This window comes from Micromonospora sp. NPDC127501 (assembly GCF_040302185.1).
Classification (GTDB): Bacteria; Actinomycetota; Actinomycetes; order Mycobacteriales; family Micromonosporaceae; genus Micromonospora.
In genome coordinates, this window is record NZ_JBEORJ010000011.1 from 90634 (window position 1) to 108112 (window position 17479).

Below are 17479 nucleotides of genomic sequence, written 5' to 3' on the forward strand. Positions count from 1 at the left end.
GGTAACCATGACGCGCTACGACGCGCCCACCCACTGGCAGTCCCGTTACGACCACTACATCGGTGGCGAGTACGTCAAGCCGCACGGCGGCGCCTACTTCGAGAACCCGACACCGGTCACCGGGCAGACCTTCACCGAGGTCGCCCGGGGCACCGCACCCGACGTGGAGAAGGCCCTCGACGCCGCCCATGGCGCCGCCGACGCCTGGGGCCGCACCTCGGTGGCCGAACGGGCGCTGATCCTCAACCGGATCGCCGACCGGATGCAGGAGAACCTGGAATCCCTGGCCGTGGCCGAGAGCTGGGAGAACGGCAAGCCGGTCCGGGAGACCCTCGCTGCCGACATCCCGCTCGCCATCGACCACTTCCGCTACTTCGCCGGGGCGATCCGGGCCCAGGAGGGCTCCCTGGGCGAACTCGACGACGACACCGTGGCGTACCACTTCCACGAGCCGCTCGGCGTGGTCGGGCAGATCATTCCGTGGAACTTCCCGATCCTGATGGCGACCTGGAAGCTCGCGCCCGCGCTGGCCGCCGGCAACGCCGTGGTGCTCAAACCCGCCGAGCAGACACCGGCGTCCATCCACTACTGGCTGTCGCTGGTGGCGGACCTGCTGCCGCCGGGAGTGCTGAACATCGTCAACGGGTTCGGTGTGGAGGCTGGCAAACCGCTGGCGTCCTCGGCCCGGGTCGCGAAGGTGGCCTTCACCGGCGAGACGACCACCGGGCGGCTGATCATGCAGTACGCCAGTGAGAACATCAAACCGGTCACGCTGGAGCTGGGCGGCAAGAGCCCGAACATCTTCTTCGACGACGTCAGCGCCGCATCCGACGACTTCCTGGACAAGGCCCTGGAAGGCTTCACCATGTTCGCGCTCAACCAGGGCGAGGTCTGCACCTGCCCATCCCGGGCGCTGATCCAGCAGGGCCACTACAGCGACTTCCTCGCCGCAGCGGTCTCCCGCACCGAGCAGATCGTGCAGGGGCATCCCCTGGACACCGACACGATGATCGGAGCACAGGCCTCCAACGACCAGTTGGAGAAGATCCTGTCCTATCTCGACATCGGGCGGAAAGAGGGCGCCAAGGTGCTCACCGGCGGGTCACGCGCCGATCTGGGCGGCGACCTGTCGGGCGGGTACTACGTCGAGCCGACCATCTTCGAGGGCGACAACTCGATGCGGATCTTCCAGGAGGAGATCTTCGGACCGGTCGTCTCGGTGACCTCCTTCGCCGACCTCGACGACGCCGTGAAGATCGCCAACGACACCCTGTACGGGCTGGGCGCGGGTGTGTGGAGCCGGGACATGAACACCGCGTACCGGGCCGGGCGGGCCATCCAGGCCGGGCGGGTGTGGACCAACTGCTATCACGCGTACCCGGCGCACGCCGCGTTCGGCGGGTACAAGCAGTCCGGCATCGGCCGGGAGAACCACAAGATGATGCTGGAGCACTACCAGCAGACCAAGAATCTGCTGGTCAGCTACTCCACCAAGAAGCTCGGCTTCTTCTGATGCCGGTCGTTTCCGTCACCCCCGCCGCGGCCGAGTTGATCCGGTCGCTGCGGGGGCGGCACGGTCCGCTGATGTTCCACCAGTCCGGTGGCTGTTGCGACGGCAGCGCCCCGATGTGCTTCCCGGCGGGCGAGTTCCGCACCGGCTCGTCCGACGTGCTGCTCGCCTCCCTCGCGGTCGACGGGGTGACCGAGCCGGTCGAGTTCTGGATGTCGAAGTCCCAGTGGGAGCTGTGGAAACACACCACGCTGACCGTCGACGTGGTCCCCGGCAGGGGCAGCGGCTTCTCCCTGGAGGCCCCCGAAGGCGTCCGCTTCCTCATCCGCTCCCACCTCGCCGCCTGAGACGGGTGCCCCAGGCTCGGCGGCACTCGCCCCACTCCCGTCGATCTTGCAGTTCGTGTTGCCGTAATGCCCCTTGATGAGCTGTTTGTCGGGACAGAAAGCGCAAGATCGGCGGGGACGGGGGTGGGGGTGGGGCGGTTAGGAGAGTGCGGCGCGGATGGTGGCTTTGATGTGCTGGGGGCGGCGGTAGAGGTCACGATCGGTGAAATAGCGCATCCGCCAACCCGCTGCATCCAGCCAGTTGACCCGCTCTCGGTCGTGCCTGAGCCTGTCACGGTCCAGGTGCGACAGTCCGTCGTACTCGATACCGATCCGGCGTTCGCGGTAGCCCAGATCGAGCCGGTAGAGAGGTATGCCATGACGGTCGGCCACCCATAGTTGCGGTTCCGGTGGAGGCAGTCCCCCATCGATCAGAATCAGTCGCAACTGGCTCTCCTGTCGGCACTCCGCCCTGCCGTCCGCCAGCGGTATGAGTTGTCGAGCTTGACGGACACCACGCAACGCGTTGTGGGCTGCGACCTCGGCGAGCAGTTCATCCTGGGTGACCAAGCCCGACCGGAGCGCGGCATCGAGTACCGGGAGTGCGTCGAGTCGCCGAACGGCGCGAGCCAGGTCGACTGCACAGCGAGCCGCCGGCACACAGGGCAGACCGCCGACGAAGACCGGCCGAGCGGGTAGAACCGTCCGGTGAACGACCACCCCGGGTAGACGGGGTTTTGGCACCTCGGCGGGCAGATGAACGTGGATCAGATCATCACGCAGCACCCCGAAGCCGTGTCGGCGGGCGGCGCTCTGCCTCGCCAACATCGCCCCATCGGGCAGCCGGAGCATCAGTGCACGCAGCGCGTCATCGTCGCTGCAGGGTTGGTCGGCGTAGACCCCTCTGCGTACGCGGTGCAGTTCTTCGCGGTCGAGCCGACTACGGATCCGACCAACGGTGAGCTGCCGCATGAGTGCGTCAGTACGCCACAACTGAGTAGCCATGGGAGCAGGCTGACCAACCCAGGACCCCGTAGAGGTCCCGCGACGACCACCTGTGGAAAACCCTCCCCCCTGTGGAAAACCCCCAACCCCATCTCCTGCCGTGCTAGCGCCGCACGCCCCGGACTCTCCGCCCCCGCGATCTTGCATTTCCTGTCGCCGATACGCCCTATATAAAGCGAAAGGTGAGCACAGAAACTGCAAGATCGCGGGGGCGGGGGCGGGGGCGGGGGCGAGGGCGGGCGGGCAGGGGCGGGCGGGGCGCGGGGGCGCGGGGGTTAGTCGCAGGCGATGCCGTCGCCGTCTCGGTCCAGGTCGTAGATGTCGTCGCCGATCACCCTGATCGGTCCGCTGACGTAGGCGGGGCCGTTTCCACTGCCACCCGCGCAGTCGACGTCGCTGGCGATCGGGACGCAGCCGCTGTAGTTCGGGTCGCACTTCGACGACTGCTGCTTCTTGGTGCCGACGGCGACGACCTGGGTCACCGGCTGCTTCGTCACGGCGGATTTGACCAGCTTCCTGGCCGTCCGCACGCCGTCGGTGGTGGTCACCTCGTAGGTCAGGGTCCGGACGCCGTTCACGCCCTTGGTCCGGACGACCCGCTTGCCCTCGGCCAGTGACGAGTCCTTGACGGTCCGCTCGCCGTACCTGATGGTGGCCTGCTCGGTCACTGTCGTCACCTGCACCACCGGCACGGCTGCCGCCGACGAGGGTGCAGTGGCGGGCGCCGACGAGGGTGCGGCGATCGGCGACTCCTCCTGGGCCGGGGCTTCCTGGGTCGGCTCGCCGGGTGCGGCCAGGATGGGCTGCTGCGGCTGCTCGGCGGCAGTGCCGCCAGCCTTGGTCGGTTCCGCTTCGCCGGTCAACGCGCCGACGATGGCGGTGCCGGTGCAGCAGAGCAGCAGGAGCGACAGCGTCACCGAGCCGAGGATCACGGCGACCCGGCCGGCGGGAGTGGCCCGGCGGAACCAGTTCGGTCGGGGTGTCTGGTCGAACGACGGCGGGTACGGCGGCCCCGGGTTCTGTGGTGGTTGCATCGTCACGGCGATGAGTGTCGTCGCAAACACAGCCTGCAATATCCCCCGTCGCGTTCGTCACCTGCGCCTTTCGCTTGGCGGGGAAGATCGGTGGGCGCGCTCGCCGGCGACGAGTCGGCAGGTGCGGCACACCTCCAGGTCGGCGGGGCAGGGCCGATCGTGCGGGTGTCAGCACCAACAAAAGCCGCAGATCACCACGCACCGAATCGACGAGGGATCGGGGGCCATCGGCGACGGCGGAACTGTCGCGATGCCGTCAGCGGGGTGGGCTCACCGCTCCTCCATCGCCCATGGCGACCCGTAACCGTTCAGCAGGTCGAGGAAGGGCATCGGGGGCAGCGCCTCCGGCCCGAGCACCCCGACACCGGCCCACGCGCCGCTGGCGAGCAACTCCAACGCGACGACCGGGTTGACGGCGGTCTGCCAGACCACCGCCTGGTGCCCGTACTCCCGCATCGACCACTCGTTGTCGACCACGTGGTACAGGTAGACCTCGCGGGGTCGCCCGTCCGGGCCGAGGCCGCGTACCCAGGTGCCGGCGCAGGTCTTGCCGCGCATCCGGGCACCGAGCGTGGCCGGGTCGGGCAGGCTCGCGGCCACCACGTCACGCGGGGAGACCTCGACGCCGCGTACCCGCACCGGGGAGACCGCGTCCAGACCGAGCTTGTGCAGGGTCTTGAGCACCTCGATGAACTCGTCGCCGAGGCCGTACTTGAAGGTGACCCGGCGGGCCTTGACCCAGCGCGGGATGAGCAGAACCTCCTCGTGCTCGACGTTGACGCACTCGACCGGCCCGATCCCTTCCGGAAAGTGGAAGACCTCCGGCTCGGAGAACGGTTCGGTGGTGAACCAGCCCCGGTCCCTCTCCCAGACGACCGGCGGGTTGAGGCACTCCTCGATGGTGGTCCAGATGGAGAACGAGGGCGCGAAGTCGTACCCGTCGACGGTGAGGTTCGCCCCGTCCCGGACACCGATCTCGTCGATCTCACTGAACAGTTCGTCGGCGGCGTAACGGGCGAACACGTCGGAGAGGCCGGGCTCGACCCCGATGCCGCACAGCGCCAGCCGACCGGCCGCCGACCAGGTGTCGGCCAGCGCGAACTGTTCGTCGCCAAGCTTCACGCCGGTCTCGACGTGCGACAGCGACATCGCCATGTCCAGGTAGTCCGCGCCGGCCGCGAACGCTCCATCGAAGATCGGCATGACGAACCGCGGGTCGACGGCGTTGAGCACGTGCGTGATCCGGTGCTCCCGGCACAGCGCGGTGACCGCGTCGGCCGAGGCGGCGTCCACCTGGGCGGCGACGAACCGGTCACCGTGCCCGGCGACCGCACGCCGGGCCCGAACGGGGTCGTGGTCGGCGACCACCATGGTCTCGAAGAAGGTCCGTCGGGCGGCGATGGCTACGGCGGCGGAGCCGACGCCACCGGCGCCGACGAGGAGGACACGCATCAGGAATCAAACCCCAAACCGAAACGATCGAGAGTACGGAGCCAGAGGTCGCGCCGGCCCTCGCGCGCGTCGGCGCGGGCCAGTGACCAGCGGGTGAGATTGATGCCGACCGCGCGGACGGGTTCCGGCGGGAACGGCAGTGGCTTGCGGCGAACCAGGTCGAGCCGGGTCAGCGGGGTGTTCCCGCCGTCGAGCAGGTCGAGCAGCACCCGGGCGCCGAAGCGGGTGGCCCCGACGCCGAGACCGGTGTAGCCGGCCGCGTACGCCAACCGACCGCCGTAGGCGGTGCCGAAGAACGGGCAGAACCGGGTGCAGGTGTCGATGACCCCGCCCCAACGGTGGCTGAACCGCACGTCAGCGAGCTGCGGGAACGTGGTGAAAAAGTGGCGGGCGAGGGTGGTGAAGGTGGCCTGTCGTTGCTCCAGCTCGGGCGCGACCCGATTGCCGTAGTGGTAGACGGCGTCGTAGCCGCCGAAGAGGATCCGCCCGTCGGCGGTGATCCGGTAGTAGTGGAACTGGTTGGCGGTGTCGGCGAGCCCCTGCCGGTTGCGCCAACCGATGGCGTCGCGCTGGGCCGGGGTGAGCGGCTCGGTCATCAGCACGTGGTCGTAGACCGGCACCAGGTACGCCCGCAGCCGGCGCAGCAGCGGCGGGAACGCGTTGGTGGCCAGCACGACCCGGCGCGCCCGTATCGAGCCGGGCAGGCCGGCGGCCCGGGTGTCGGCCCGGCCACTGTCGGCCGATCGGGGGGCGGGACCGGTGCCCAGGGTGCTGGCGTGCAGCGCGGCACTGTCGGCGCGCAGGCCGGTGACCCTTGTGTGTTCGTGCACGCGTACGCCGAGGTCGAGGCAGGCGCGGCGAAGCCCCCAGGCCAGCTTCGCCGGGTCCACCATGGCCACCCGGTCGGCGTCGAACATCCCACCCAGGTACGTCGGTGAGTGCACCTCGGCGCGCACCTCGTCCCGGTCGAGCAACCGCACCCGGTGGCCGTACCGGCGGGCCAGGTCCGCGTCGGCGGCCAGCCCGTCGAGTTGGTACGGCTCGACGGCGACGGCCAGCTCACCGGTGCGCTCGAAGTCGCAGTCGATGTCGAACTTCGCGACTGTGGCGGCAATGGCGTCCAGGTTGTCCCGGCCGAGACGTTCCAACTCGCCGACCTCGTCGGGGAACCGGTCGACGCCGTTGGCGAGGCCGTGGGTCAGCGAGGCGGCACAGAAGCCGCCGTTGCGCCCGGACGCGGCCCAACCGCAGGTCCCGGCGTCGACGAGCAGCACGTCCCGGTCCGGGTCCGCCTGCTTCGCCAACAACGCGGCCCACAGTCCGCTGTAACCGCCACCGATCACCAGCAGGTCGGCGGAGTGCCGACCGGTCAGTGGCGGTAGCGGGTCGGGGCGGTCCGGGCGATCGAGCCAGTACGGCACGGGTGCCGCGTCGGCCAACGCCCGGCCGGTGTGCGGAATCGTCATGACGGAACACCGGTCGGAAGACCCGCATCCGGGAGGGTCATGACGACCGACGCAGGTGACCCGGCGGCCCGGCCAGCAGGTTGGCGCGGCGGGCCCGTCGACCGCGCAGCGAGCTGAGCCCCACCAACAGCAGCGCGACCGCGAACATCGCGGTGCCGATCACGTTGACCTGCGGTGGGATGCCACGCTGGGCAGCGCCCCAGACGTACATCGGGAACGTGACTGTGGTGCCGGCGTTGAAGTTCGTGATGATGAAGTCGTCGAAGCTCAGCGAGAAGGCCAGCAACGCGGCGGCCACGATGCCGGGCAGCACCAGCGGCAGGGTGATCCGCCGGAAGGTCTGCCACTCGTTGGCGTAGAGGTCCATGGCGGCTTCCTCCAGCCGCCGGTCCATCCCGGCGAGCCGCGCCTTCACGGTGACCACGACGAACGACACGCAGAACATCACGTGCGCGATCACGATGGTCCAGAAACCCTGCGGTACGCCCGCCGACACGAACAGGGCCAGCAACGACGTGCCCATCACCAGTTCCGGGGTGGCCATCGGCAGGAAGATCAGCACGTTGATCCCGGATCGGCCACGGAAGCGGTGCCGGACCAGCGCGAACGCCATCAGGGTGCCGAGCACGGTGGCGACCACGGTGGCGATGAAGCCGATCTGCACGCTGCGGACCACCGCGTCGCACATGTCCGAGGTGGCGCACGGCTGCCGCCAGTTGTCCACTGTGAACTCGTTGAAGTCGTACGACAGCCGGCTCGACGGCCGGTTGAACGACAGCGCGGCCACCACCAGGATCGGCAGCGCCAGGTAGCCGAGCACCAGCAACGCCACGATCATCACCCAGCGGTCCGCGAGCCAACGGGAAACCCTCACAGGACCTCCTCCGTGCCGGCTCGACGGAGGTAGCCGAAGACCACCGCGAGGATCGCCGCCATCAGCAGGAACGACAGCGCGGCGCCCTGCGGGTAGTCCAGTCGGACCAGGAACGCCGAGTCGATGACGTTGCCGATCATGTATTCGTTCGGGGTGCCGAGCAGTTCGGCGTTGATGTAGTCGCCGCTGGCCGGGATGAAGAACAGCAGGGTGCCGGCGACCAGACCGGGCATGGACAGCGGCAGCGTCACCCGACGGAACGCCTGCACCGGGCTCGCGTACAGGTCGGTGGCCGCCTCCAGCAACCGGGGATCCAACCGCTCCAGGCTCGCGTACAGCGGCAGCACCAGGAACGGCAGGAAGTTGTACGTCAGGCCGAGCACCACCGCGAACGGGGTGGCCAGCAGCCGACCGTCCGGGGCGAGCAGGTGCACGTCGCGCAGCAGACCGACGAGCGCACCGTTGTCCGACAGGATCGTCTTCCAGGCCAGCGTGCGGACCAGGAAGCTGGTGAACATCGGCGCGACGACGCAGACCAGCAGCAGGTTCTTCCAGCGGCCGGCCTTCTGCGCGATGGCGTACGCCAGTGGGTAGCCCAGCAGCAACGCCAGCACCAGGGCCAGCCCGGCGTAGCCGAACGAGCGCAGGAACTGCGGCCAGTACGCCTGCAGCACGTCCGGGTAGTTGCTGACCGCCCAGGTCATCGCGTACCCGGTGGAGAGCGAGCCGCTGGGGTCGTACAGGCTGGCCGCCGCCAACTGCACCAGGGGCACACCGAAGAAGATGAGCAGCCAGGCCGCACCGGGCAGCAACAGGAGGTACGGCAGGAGTCCGCGCCGCCCGGATCGGGCTGCCGGTGGCGCGGGTGGCGGGTGCCCCGCCCTGGTGGGGGCCAGCAGGGTCACGACGACGCACCCACCGGCTCGTCGAGCACCGGCGACGTCCGGTCGGTGTCGGCGGCGTCGCGGGGCAGCAGGAACGCGTGCCGCGGATCCCAGTACGCCACCGCCTCGCTGCCGACCGCCACGGGCGTCGACGTCCCGCTGTTGGCGGCGAAGACCGACAACTCGGTGCCCCAGCCGGTGCGCAGCAGGTATTGCGTGCTGACTCCCACGTAGGAGGCGTCGGTGACGACTCCGGTGACGTGCTGATGCCCGGCGGGCACCTGGTCGGCGGAGCCGACCAGAATCAGCTTTTCGGGGCGTACCCCCAGGTGGACCGGGCCGTGCTCGGCCCGCGACCGGCCGGCGGGCACGGAGAAGCGCGTGCCGTGCGCCGTCACCGCGACGTCGCCGCCACCGGCGCCGGTGGCCTCGCCGGCGAGCAGGTTGGACTGGCCGAGGAAGTTCGCCACGAAGGCGGTGGCGGGGAACTCGTAGATGTCGGCCGGGGCACCCAACTGCTCGATCCGGCCGGCGTTCATCACCGCGACGGTGTCGGCCATGGTCATGGCCTCCTCCTGGTCGTGGGTGACGTGCACGAAGGTGATGCCGACCTCGGTCTGGATGCGCTTCAGCTCGATCTGCATCTGTCGGCGCAGCTTGAGGTCGAGTGCGCCCAACGGTTCGTCGAGCAGCAGCACCTGCGGCCGGTTGATCAGGGCGCGGGCCAGCGCGACCCGCTGCTGCTGACCCCCGGAGAGCTGGGCGGGGCGGCGGTTGCCGTACCCGTCGAGTTGCACCAGCGACAGCATCTGGGTGACCTCGTCGTCGACCGAGCGGATGCCACGTCGACGCAGCCCGAAGGCCACGTTCTCGAAGATGTTCAGGTGCGGGAAGAGCGCGTAGCTCTGGAAGACGGTGTTGACCGGCCGCTTGTACGGTCGCAGCCGGGCGATGTCCCGGTCACCGAGCAGCACTTGGCCGCTGGTCGGCTCCTCCAGGCCGGCGATCATCCGCAACGTCGTGGTCTTGCCGCAGCCGGACGCGCCGAGCAGCGCGAAGAACGAGTCCTGCTCGATGGTCAGGCTCAGGTCGTCGACAGCGGTGAAGACGCCGAACCGTTTGGTGAGGTCGGCCAGGCGCAGGTCGCCGGCGGGTGTCTCGCGCGCCATTCCCGTCACGCCCCGATGACCTGTTGGAACTTGCCCTCGTACTCCTTCTCCTGCTTCTCGTCCAGGGCCATGAACACCTTGGACTTCGACAGCAGCGCGTCGTCGGGGAAGATCAGCGGGTTGGCGGCCAGCTCGGGGTCGATCTTCTCCATCTCGGCCTGGGCGCCCTTGACCGGGCAGATGTAGTTGACGTACGCGGCCAGCTTCGCCGCGACCGCCGGCTCGTAGTAGTAGTTGATCAGCGTTTCGGCGTTGCCTTTGTGGGTGGCCTTGTTGGGGACCATCATGTTGTCGCTGTAGAGCATCACGCCCGAGTCCGGCGCGACGAACCGCACCTTCTCGTCCTCACCGGACAGTTGGATGACGTCGCCGGACCAGCCGATGCACGCGGCGATGTCGCCCTTGGCCAGATCGGGCGCGTAGTCGTTACCGGTGAACTTGCGGATCTGCCCGGAGTCGACGGCCTTCTTGAGTTTGTTGAGGGCGTCGTCGAACTGGGCGGCGGTGAAGTTCGCCGGGTCGTGCCCGTTCGACCCGAGCAGCAGGCCCATGGTGTCGCGCATCTCGCTGAGCGCTGTCACCTTGCCCTTGAGGTCGGGGCGGGTGAGCAGTTCGTCGACCGTCCGCAGTTCCTTCGTGACGTTGCCGTTGTAGGCAAGGCCAGCGAGGCCGGACTGCCACGGAATGGAGATGCGGTTCTCGGTGTCGAAGGGGCGGTTGAGCAGCGACGGAAGCAGGTTGGCCTGCACGTTCGGGATCTTCGCCGGGTCCAGTTTCTGGATCCAGCCGAGCCGGATCATCCGGGCCGCCATCCAGTCGGTCAGCACGATGATGTCCCGGTCGGTGCTCTGGCAGGCGGCGAGCTGGTTCTGCACCTTGCCGAAGAATTCGTTGTTGTCGTTGATGTCCTCGGTGTAGGTCACCTGAATGCCGGTCTTCGTGATGAACTCGTCGAGGCTCGGCCGCTTGGACTCGTCAGTGTCGTCGACGTCCATGTACTGCGGCCAGTTGGCGAAGGCCAGTTTCTTCTCGGTGCCGGAGAGGTCCTCGCTGACGCAGCCAGCTTCGGTCTGTTGCGCGCCCTTGGTGCCGCAGCCCGCGAGGCTGCCACCCATGGTGAGCAGGGCGGCCGAACCGAGAGTGCCGGTGAGCAGTCCACGCCGGGAGAGGGGCCGGAGGGGAGTACGCATGACGACTCCTAGGGGGTCATCGTCGGCGGGCGGGACGGGGAGGCGCGCCGGCGGGAATGTCGGGAGGGTCAAGTGCCATGGACGACTGATCCTGACATGAGGTGACCTCCCTTACAAGGGATTCCGTTGCGGGAATAGCGATACACGACGAAATACGCCAGACTACGCGGGGATACACGCGCGACATCACGATTCGGGACATGGGGAGCGGGCAATGACAAACCGGCAGCACGAGAACAGCAATGGCGGTCGACGCGTCGCTGTCCGTGACGGTGCCAATCACGCTCTGCTGGATGACGTGGCCAAGCAGATCATCGAGCAGCTCCAGGAGGACGGCCGCCGCCCGTACGCGACGATCGGCAAGGCGGTGGGGCTGTCCGAGGCGGCGGTCCGGCAGCGGGTGCAGCGACTGCTCGACTCCGGCGTGATGCAGATCGTGGCGGTGACCGATCCGCTCCAGCTCGGCTTCAACCGGCAGGCGATGATCGGCCTACGTACCGACGGCGACCTGGAAGCGGTCGCGGACCGGCTGGCCGAGTTGGACGAGGTCGACTACGTGGTGATCACCGCCGGGTCGTTCGACCTGCTCACCGAGGTGGTCTGCCGCAACGACGACCACCTGCTGGAGATCCTGCAACGGCTGCGCGCGGTGCCCGGGGTGCTCTCCACCGAGGCGTTCGTCTACCTCAAGCTGCGCAAGCAGACCTACACCTGGGGTACGGCCTGAGGGCGGTGATCGCCTGTTGATCCACTCGGCTCTCCGGAAGTCGGGGTGTCCCGGCCGCCGTGATGCCCCGGTTTCCGTGATGCGGGGTGGATCGAGCCGGCGGCCGAGGGAGGCGCTACCACCAGGCGGGCCCTTTGGAGCTGATGCCGCAGACGATTCAGCTCCAAAGGCACCCACCAGCACACCTCCAACTCCTGCCGACTGCCGACTGCCGACCAAGCGGTCAACGACGGTGCGGATTCCGTTGCATCGGTGAGACCTCTGCGCTAAATCCGTCGCCAACCGACCGTGATACCGCCGATAACACTTGCCTCGGAGGTTGAGACTGTGCGATAACCGTTGGCAGAGCGGCCGGCCTCACCCCGTTGACCGGCCCGACGACCGATGGGGCTGACATGGCCAACGCCACCGACCACCTCTGGATGCACTTCACCCGGATGGCGAGCTACTCCGCCGGTGAGGTGCCGACCATCGTGCGCGGCGAGGGAGCGTACGTGTGGGACGCGCAGGGTCGCCGCTACCTGGACGGGCTCGCCGGGCTCTTCGTGGTCAACGCCGGCCACGGCCGCACCGAACTGGCCGAGGCCGCCGCCAAGCAGGCCGGCGAGCTGGCCTACTTCCCGCTCTGGTCGTACGCGCACCCGAAGGCCATCGAGCTGGCCGAGAGAATCGCCGCACTCACCCCCGGCGACCTCAACCGGATCTTCTTCACCACCGGCGGCTCCGAGGCCGTCGAGGCGGCGTGGAAGCTGGCCCGCGCGTACTTCAAGCGCACCGGGAAGCCCACCAAGTACAAGGTGATCAGCAGGTACATCGCCTACCACGGCACCTCAATGGGCGCCCTGTCGATCACCGGCCTGCCCGGCATCAAGAGCGACTTCGAGCCGCTGGTGCCGGGCGCGATCAAGGTGCCGAACACGAACTTCTACCGGGCGCCCGAGCACGGCGACGACCCCGAGGCGTTCGGCCGCTGGGCCGCCGACGAGATCGGTCGGGCCATCGAGCGCGAGGGGCCGGACACTGTCGCCGCGGTCTTCCTTGAGCCCGTGCAGAACTCCGGCGGGTGCTTCCCACCACCGCCCGGCTACTTCGAGCGGGTGCGGGAGATCTGCGACGCGTACGACGTGCTGCTCGTCTCGGACGAGGTGATCTGCTCGTGGGGGCGGTTGGGCGAGTACTTCGGCGCGGTGCGCTACGGCTACCAGCCGGACATCATCACCACCGCCAAGGGCATCACCTCCGGCTACGCCCCGCTCGGCGCGATGATCGCCAGCGACCGGCTGATGGAACCGTTCCTCACCGAGACCGGCATGTTCGCCCACGGGGTGACCTTCGGTGGCCACCCGGTCTCCTGCGCGGTGGCCCTGGCCAACCTGGAGGTGTTCGCCCGCGAGGACCTGGTCGGGCACGTACGCGCCAACGAGGACGCCTTCCGGGCCACCCTGGAGAAGCTGTACGACCTGCCGATCGTCGGCGACGTCCGCGGCGACGGCTACTTCTACGGCATTGAACTGGTCAAGGACAAGACCACCCGGGAGACCTTCACCGAGGCCGAGTCGGAGCGTCTGCTGCGCGGCTTCCTCTCGACCGCCCTGTTCCAGGCGGGCCTCTACTGCCGGGCCGACGACCGGGGCGACCCGGTCATCCAACTGGCCCCACCCCTGATCGCCGAGCAGCAGCACTTCGACGAGATCGAGCAGATCCTCCGCACAGTCCTGACCCAAGCCTGGACCAAGCTCTAACCCCAACCCCAACCCCAACCCCAACCCCAACCCCCGTGTTGATCAAGAGGTTTGCGTCAAGGACGCGCCGGCTGATGACCGGAACCTCTTGATCAACGCAGAGAGGGACGCGGAGCGCTGGGGGCCGGGGTGGGGTGGGGTGAGGTGGGGTGAGGTGGGGTGGGGGGTTAGTGGTTGGGGGGGATTACTCGGAGGTGGCCCCGGCGGCCGGTCTGGTGGGGGTTCTCGGGACGGTTCTGGTCCGGCTCCGGGGGGCGGGGGGCCGGGCGGGCGGCTTCGCGGACCGCTTCGGCCAGCGCGACCAGGTCGTCCGTGGTGGGCGGCGGCGGCTCGAACTCGCCCTCGTGGCGGACGACGTCCCAGCCCCGCGGCGCGGTCAGGCTGCGGGCGTGCGGCTCGCACAGGTCGTACGTGTGCGGCTCGGCGAACGCCGCCAGCGGCCCCACCACCGCTGTCGACTCGTTGTAGACATAGGTCAATGTGGCGACCGCTTGCCGGGGGCAGCCGTTACGGGAGCAGCGCCGTGGTGACCTCACGTGCGGCAGGGTATCTCCATTACCGGGTCCGGCGCATCGCTTCGCGTTGCGACACGCCCGTCATGGTGATCACAGTCGACCGTCCTGGGCGCGCCGCGCCACGGTAGCGGCGCTGCCGCTGACCAGCCCGACGCGGGCGCTACCCTTTGCCTCATGACGAGCCCGGAACACCGCCGCCCCGGCTCCGGCCGGCGCGCGCATCGTGACCGGCACGGGCGCGGCCTGCGCGGGCGGCTGGTTCCGGCCACCGTGCCGCTGGCCCGGACCAAGGCCGAGGTCTTCGACGACCTGGTCCTGGACACCGTCGAGACGCTGGAGCGTCGGTTCGCCAAGGAGCTGGCCGGGGTCGAGTTCGCGGTCGAGGACGTCCCGCCGGACCTGAACGTCTACGACTCGGACGTCCTGGAGGACGGCGAGGTCCCGTTGGCCCGGCTGCTGCCCGGCCGCCCGGGCCGGCAGGAGGTGCCGCCGCGGATCGTGCTGTACCGGCGGCCCCTGGAGTTCCGGGCGATGGACCGTGAGGACCTCGCCGATCTCGTTCATGACGTGATCATCGAGCAGGTGGCGAACCTTCTCGGGGTGGACCCGGACGAGCTCGCCTGAGCCACCCCCCGAGCGGAGAGTCGGGCGGCCCCCACCGCCTCGACCTCACACCGCTCAGGCGGCCCCTCGCCCAGACCTGCACCGCTCAGACGCCCGCCGCCTCGACCTCACACCGGTCAGGCGGCCCGCCGCTTCAACTTGCGCCGCTCCCGCTCGGAGAGCCCACCCCAGATGCCGAACCGCTCGTCGTGACCCAGTGCGTATTCGAGGCACTCGGTCTTGACCTCGCAACGCGAGCAGATCCGCTTCGCCTCGCGGGTCGAGCCGCCCTTCTCGGGAAAGAACGCCTCGGGGTCGGTCTGCGAGCACAACGCCCGCTCCTGCCACTCCGGCGCGTTTCCGAGCAGGTCGGCCACCTCAAGCTGGCCGTCCATCAAATGCCTCCTTGTCGCGCACCGGCGTCATCGCCGCTGCAACCCCCCACGCGAAAGGCGTGCTTGTCCGTCCGGTCCCGTTTTGTTGCGTTCCGTGCGAACAACCCCATTCAAATTACACGCGTGTAATGCGTGCGCCGTCAAGCCAAACTTGATAATGGAGTCGCCCTCCCGACACCCCCGGCCGGCCACTCGGGCCGTCCAGCCTCGCAACCTGCCCTATCGATTCAGACCCCGGCCGAGTAACGCCCTCTCCGGCGAGTTGCCCGACTTTTCTGCCGTGGCGCTTCACCGACGAGTCGCCGACCGGACGGCACCAGAGACCTCCACCCCTAAGCTGATCTTGGTGGGGGACAGGTTAACGCGGTGCGGCGCAGACCGCCCGTCGAGCTGCGGACAGCACTCGCGCCCCGTCCACATTGTGGACGGGGCGCGGTGGTGAAACCGATGCGACGAGGTCAGCCAGCGGCCCCGAAACCGCTGCTGGGCCAGGCAAATTCGGCTATCTCTCCACCATGGACGGAAATGGTGCCCGCAGGCGTACGATCGTCCCACCAGACGGTATAAATTCCGCTCGGCAGATCGGGATAGACCGCAGTGTGGAACGAGCCGTCCCGCACCCGACGCTCACGCACCGCCGAGTGGACCCGCCGTTCGCCGTTGCGACTGATCTCGATCTCCCGGCCGTGCAGATCCCGACCCGTGTGGACGATCAGGGCACCGGTGTCGCCGCCCAGATCGAGGACGACGCTCCCAGTCTCCGACGGTCCGTACGTGTGCTCGTGCATCCGCTCCCCCCGCCCCGATCAGGACTCCGCCGGCGGGTTGTTGAACCCGTCGTACGGCGTACCCAGGTAGGGGAAGTTTCCGAGGAACGGCGCTGTCACGTCGGCGGCGCTCAGCCCCGGGGTGACCGCGGCGGCCGCTGCGTCCGGTTGGAACGTCTTGTCCACCAGCGGGACGGTGACCCCGGCGATCGCCCGCAACGCGATGCTGACCACGTCGTCACCGACCCGCCGGCCGTTCGGAAACCCGGCCAGGTCGCCACCGAGCACCCCGAACCGGTCCGGACGCCTGGTCGGCGGGATCGCCGTGTTCAGTCGCAGCATGTCGGCCTGCACCTCACCGGTGGCGTTGGTGAAGCCGTCGATCAGCCCGGACGGCACCCCGGTGAGCAGGATCGCCACCAGGTCGGCTCGGGCCTTCTTGGCCTTGGTGAGCTTGTCCAGGTTGGGGAAGACGTCCGGGTAGAGCGCCGGCAGCAACGCGGCCAGCTCCGGTTGCTCGACGAACTGGGCGAACCGCTTGTCCTCCGTCGGCGGCAGCGAGTTCCACAGGTCCTTCTTGGACATCGGCACGATGACCTCGTTGAACAATGGATTACCCAACCGCGAGACCTGTGTGAACGGGCCGGTGCTGGTGTCCGCCCCGCCCCGGTCGCCGAGCACCCGCACCTGCCGGCGCGACGCCGACGTCCACACCCCGATCACCGACGCCCGATCGGCGGCACCGTACCGGTTGGCGCGCCGACGCACCCGCTCCAGCGGCACCTGCACCGCGATGCTGTGCACGTTCATCCGGTCGGTGGCGTTGACCGGCTCCCCCTCGGCCTTGAAGATCCTCTTCCCGGCGACGTGCAGTTGCTGGAACGGCCGCAACGTGCCGAGGTCGAAGATCGCCCCGAGGTCGACGAAGAACCCGTCGGCGCGCTGCCCGGCGAAGACCCGCTCCCCCGTGGAGAGCGAATAGGTGGCCTGCCGCACCAGGTCGGCGTAGCTCGGGGTGGACAGCGGGCCGACGTTGCACGGCGGGCACTGCAGCTTGTGCGCCAGCCGGTGCTCGCGACCGTCGGCCACCCGGGTCAGGCTGTAGAACTGCCGCCGGTTCCAGTTCTTGCTGTCCAGCGAATCGATCGGACCGGTGTTGTAGAGAAAGCTGTTCGGGTTGGTGATCTCGGTGGTGAATTCGAACCGGTAGGTGACATCCGGACGACCGTCACCGTCGTTGTCGATATGGATCTCGTACCGCACGTCGTCGCCGAACTCGAAGAAGTTCGGGCCCCCGGAGGGAAGCTGCAACGGCACGTAGTTGGCGATCAACGTGACCGTGTCGCGTTTGTCGGGGCTGACGAACGCGTACAGGTCGGAGCTGTCGGCGACCGGATCCTTGGCTATCTCCGGGGCCTCGCGGTGGGAAGACATGACGGACCAACCTCACTGGGCGGGGACAGGATGGCGGGGCGGAGGGTCGGGTCAACGCCGGGCGGCGCGCCGCAGCCGGTCCGCCAGGCCGCGATCGCGTACCTCGATGCGCGTCTCACCGACGAAGACGTCCATCGTTCCGGAGTCGGCGTCACGCAGGTGCACGACGATTGGTTCGTCGGCTCGTCCGGCCGCGCCGGGGGCGTTCTGCGCGGCCGACAGGCCCGGCACGGTGAGCGCGGCGGCGCCGAGGGTGGCGCTGGCCGCGGCGGTCAACGTCTGCCGGCGGGTCAGTCGCGGCCACTGCCGCTTCCGCTGGTCACTGGTCATGGGCAACCTTTCCGACGGTGGCGCGAGCGCGCCCGCGGAGACGGACGGGTCCGGTG

Annotated in this window: 18 protein-coding genes; 5 read left to right on the top strand and 13 right to left on the bottom strand. The window is 68.9% G+C overall.

All coding sequences use genetic code 11. The annotated features are described in order from the left end of the window. Positions 1-7: 7 nt before the first annotated feature. Both adh and ABTW72_RS23890 read left to right on the top strand, forming a co-directional pair. Complete coding sequence (adh, locus tag ABTW72_RS23885; RefSeq protein WP_091394080.1) at positions 8-1513, top strand: aldehyde dehydrogenase; 1506 nt, start codon at positions 8-10, stop codon at positions 1511-1513. Further along, entirely contained in the window at positions 1513-1857 is a 345-nt protein-coding gene (locus ABTW72_RS23890; protein ID WP_502892240.1) for a DUF779 domain-containing protein, read from the top strand. The genes adh and ABTW72_RS23890 overlap by 1 nt, the downstream gene beginning before the upstream one ends. Before the next feature lie 138 nt (positions 1858-1995). Here the strand turns inward: ABTW72_RS23890 and ABTW72_RS23895 are convergent, their stop codons facing one another. From ABTW72_RS23895 to ABTW72_RS23930, 8 genes are all read right to left on the bottom strand, one after another. Further along, a complete protein-coding gene (locus ABTW72_RS23895; protein ID WP_350861980.1) occupies positions 1996-2808 on the bottom strand; it encodes a type IV toxin-antitoxin system AbiEi family antitoxin in 813 nt (270 codons plus the stop codon). A 308-nt stretch (positions 2809-3116) separates the two neighbouring features. After that, complete coding sequence (locus tag ABTW72_RS23900; protein ID WP_350862233.1) at positions 3117-3875, bottom strand: G5 domain-containing protein; 759 nt, start codon at positions 3873-3875, stop codon at positions 3117-3119. A 270-nt stretch (positions 3876-4145) separates the two neighbouring features. Next, positions 4146-5327 carry a saccharopine dehydrogenase family protein gene (locus tag ABTW72_RS23905; protein ID WP_350861982.1) on the bottom strand — a complete coding sequence of 394 codons (1182 nt, stop codon included), beginning with the start codon at positions 5325-5327 and terminating at the stop codon, positions 4146-4148. After that, entirely contained in the window at positions 5327-6793 is a 1467-nt protein-coding gene (locus tag ABTW72_RS23910) for an NAD(P)/FAD-dependent oxidoreductase (RefSeq protein WP_350861984.1), read from the bottom strand. The genes ABTW72_RS23905 and ABTW72_RS23910 overlap by 1 nt, the downstream gene beginning before the upstream one ends. Positions 6794-6830: 37 nt before the next feature. Then, entirely contained in the window at positions 6831-7667 is an 837-nt protein-coding gene (locus tag ABTW72_RS23915; RefSeq protein ID WP_350861986.1) for an ABC transporter permease, read from the bottom strand. Continuing rightward, positions 7664-8572 carry an ABC transporter permease gene (locus ABTW72_RS23920; protein WP_350861988.1) on the bottom strand — a complete coding sequence of 303 codons (909 nt, stop codon included), beginning with the start codon at positions 8570-8572 and terminating at the stop codon, positions 7664-7666. The genes ABTW72_RS23915 and ABTW72_RS23920 overlap by 4 nt, the downstream gene beginning before the upstream one ends. Continuing rightward, positions 8569-9720, bottom strand: coding sequence for an ABC transporter ATP-binding protein (locus tag ABTW72_RS23925; RefSeq protein ID WP_350862235.1), 1152 nt, complete (start codon positions 9718-9720; stop codon positions 8569-8571). Before ABTW72_RS23925 ends, ABTW72_RS23920 begins: the two co-directional genes overlap by 4 nt. A 5-nt stretch (positions 9721-9725) precedes the next feature. Further along, complete coding sequence (locus ABTW72_RS23930) at positions 9726-10910, bottom strand: polyamine ABC transporter substrate-binding protein (protein WP_350861990.1); 1185 nt, start codon at positions 10908-10910, stop codon at positions 9726-9728. A 214-nt stretch (positions 10911-11124) separates the two neighbouring features. Between ABTW72_RS23930 and ABTW72_RS23935 the strand changes: the two genes are divergently transcribed. Together ABTW72_RS23935 and ABTW72_RS23940 are read left to right on the top strand one after the other, a co-directional pair. Next, complete coding sequence (locus tag ABTW72_RS23935; RefSeq protein ID WP_091394101.1) at positions 11125-11637, top strand: Lrp/AsnC family transcriptional regulator; 513 nt, start codon at positions 11125-11127, stop codon at positions 11635-11637. A gap of 395 nt (positions 11638-12032) precedes the next feature. Further along, complete coding sequence (locus ABTW72_RS23940; protein ID WP_350861992.1) at positions 12033-13379, top strand: aspartate aminotransferase family protein; 1347 nt, start codon at positions 12033-12035, stop codon at positions 13377-13379. Positions 13380-13546: 167 nt separating this feature from the next. On the opposite strand, the gene ABTW72_RS23945 is transcribed toward ABTW72_RS23940, so the two are convergent. Beyond that, on the bottom strand, positions 13547-13915 hold the full coding sequence (locus ABTW72_RS23945; RefSeq protein ID WP_091394110.1) for a DUF3499 domain-containing protein: 369 nt from the start codon (positions 13913-13915) through the stop codon (positions 13547-13549). A 153-nt stretch (positions 13916-14068) separates the two neighbouring features. On the opposite strand from ABTW72_RS23945, the gene ABTW72_RS23950 reads away from it, so the two are divergent. Then, positions 14069-14518: a metallopeptidase family protein gene (locus ABTW72_RS23950; RefSeq protein ID WP_074316962.1), complete on the top strand. Its 450-nt coding sequence runs from the start codon at positions 14069-14071 to the stop codon at positions 14516-14518. Positions 14519-14634: 116 nt separating this feature from the next. Here the strand turns inward: ABTW72_RS23950 and ABTW72_RS23955 are convergent, their stop codons facing one another. The 4 genes from ABTW72_RS23955 to ABTW72_RS23970 all read right to left on the bottom strand — a co-directional run bounded on the left by ABTW72_RS23955 (position 14635) and on the right by ABTW72_RS23970 (position 17423). Next, positions 14635-14892 carry a WhiB family transcriptional regulator gene (locus ABTW72_RS23955; RefSeq protein WP_007455784.1) on the bottom strand — a complete coding sequence of 86 codons (258 nt, stop codon included), beginning with the start codon at positions 14890-14892 and terminating at the stop codon, positions 14635-14637. 458 nt (positions 14893-15350) lie between these two features. Continuing rightward, positions 15351-15680, bottom strand: coding sequence for a phospholipase (locus ABTW72_RS23960; RefSeq protein ID WP_350861995.1), 330 nt, complete (start codon positions 15678-15680; stop codon positions 15351-15353). A gap of 18 nt (positions 15681-15698) precedes the next feature. Further along, positions 15699-17093 (bottom strand): DUF4331 domain-containing protein, encoded by a 1395-nt coding sequence (locus ABTW72_RS23965; protein ID WP_350861997.1) that lies wholly within the window; start codon positions 17091-17093, stop codon positions 15699-15701. A 51-nt stretch (positions 17094-17144) separates the two neighbouring features. After that, on the bottom strand, positions 17145-17423 hold the full coding sequence (locus ABTW72_RS23970; RefSeq protein WP_196921188.1) for a hypothetical protein: 279 nt from the start codon (positions 17421-17423) through the stop codon (positions 17145-17147). Between the last annotated feature and the right edge of the window lie 56 nt (positions 17424-17479).

What these genes read in the sequence shown, in the direction of transcription:
- ABTW72_RS23935 (WP_091394101.1), top strand. Translation starts at nt 11,125, where the DNA reads ATGACAAACCGGCAGCACGAGAACAGCAATGGCGGTCGACGCGTCGCT.
- ABTW72_RS23960 (WP_350861995.1), bottom strand. Translation starts at nt 15,680, where the DNA reads ATGCACGAGCACACGTACGGACCGTCGGAGACTGGGAGCGTCGTCCTC.
- ABTW72_RS23900 (WP_350862233.1), bottom strand. Translation starts at nt 3,875, where the DNA reads ATGCAACCACCACAGAACCCGGGGCCGCCGTACCCGCCGTCGTTCGAC.
- ABTW72_RS23970 (WP_196921188.1), bottom strand. Translation starts at nt 17,423, where the DNA reads ATGACCAGTGACCAGCGGAAGCGGCAGTGGCCGCGACTGACCCGCCGG.
- ABTW72_RS23910 (WP_350861984.1), bottom strand. Translation starts at nt 6,793, where the DNA reads ATGACGATTCCGCACACCGGCCGGGCGTTGGCCGACGCGGCACCCGTG.
- ABTW72_RS23895 (WP_350861980.1), bottom strand. Translation starts at nt 2,808, where the DNA reads ATGCGGCAGCTCACCGTTGGTCGGATCCGTAGTCGGCTCGACCGCGAA.
- ABTW72_RS23925 (WP_350862235.1), bottom strand. Translation starts at nt 9,720, where the DNA reads ATGGCGCGCGAGACACCCGCCGGCGACCTGCGCCTGGCCGACCTCACC.
- adh (WP_091394080.1), top strand. Translation starts at nt 8, where the DNA reads ATGACGCGCTACGACGCGCCCACCCACTGGCAGTCCCGTTACGACCAC.
- ABTW72_RS23930 (WP_350861990.1), bottom strand. Translation starts at nt 10,910, where the DNA reads ATGCGTACTCCCCTCCGGCCCCTCTCCCGGCGTGGACTGCTCACCGGC.
- ABTW72_RS23940 (WP_350861992.1), top strand. Translation starts at nt 12,033, where the DNA reads ATGGCCAACGCCACCGACCACCTCTGGATGCACTTCACCCGGATGGCG.
- ABTW72_RS23905 (WP_350861982.1), bottom strand. Translation starts at nt 5,327, where the DNA reads ATGCGTGTCCTCCTCGTCGGCGCCGGTGGCGTCGGCTCCGCCGCCGTA.
- ABTW72_RS23955 (WP_007455784.1), bottom strand. Translation starts at nt 14,892, where the DNA reads ATGGACGGCCAGCTTGAGGTGGCCGACCTGCTCGGAAACGCGCCGGAG.
- ABTW72_RS23965 (WP_350861997.1), bottom strand. Translation starts at nt 17,093, where the DNA reads ATGTCTTCCCACCGCGAGGCCCCGGAGATAGCCAAGGATCCGGTCGCC.
- ABTW72_RS23890 (WP_502892240.1), top strand. Translation starts at nt 1,513, where the DNA reads ATGCCGGTCGTTTCCGTCACCCCCGCCGCGGCCGAGTTGATCCGGTCG.
- ABTW72_RS23950 (WP_074316962.1), top strand. Translation starts at nt 14,069, where the DNA reads ATGACGAGCCCGGAACACCGCCGCCCCGGCTCCGGCCGGCGCGCGCAT.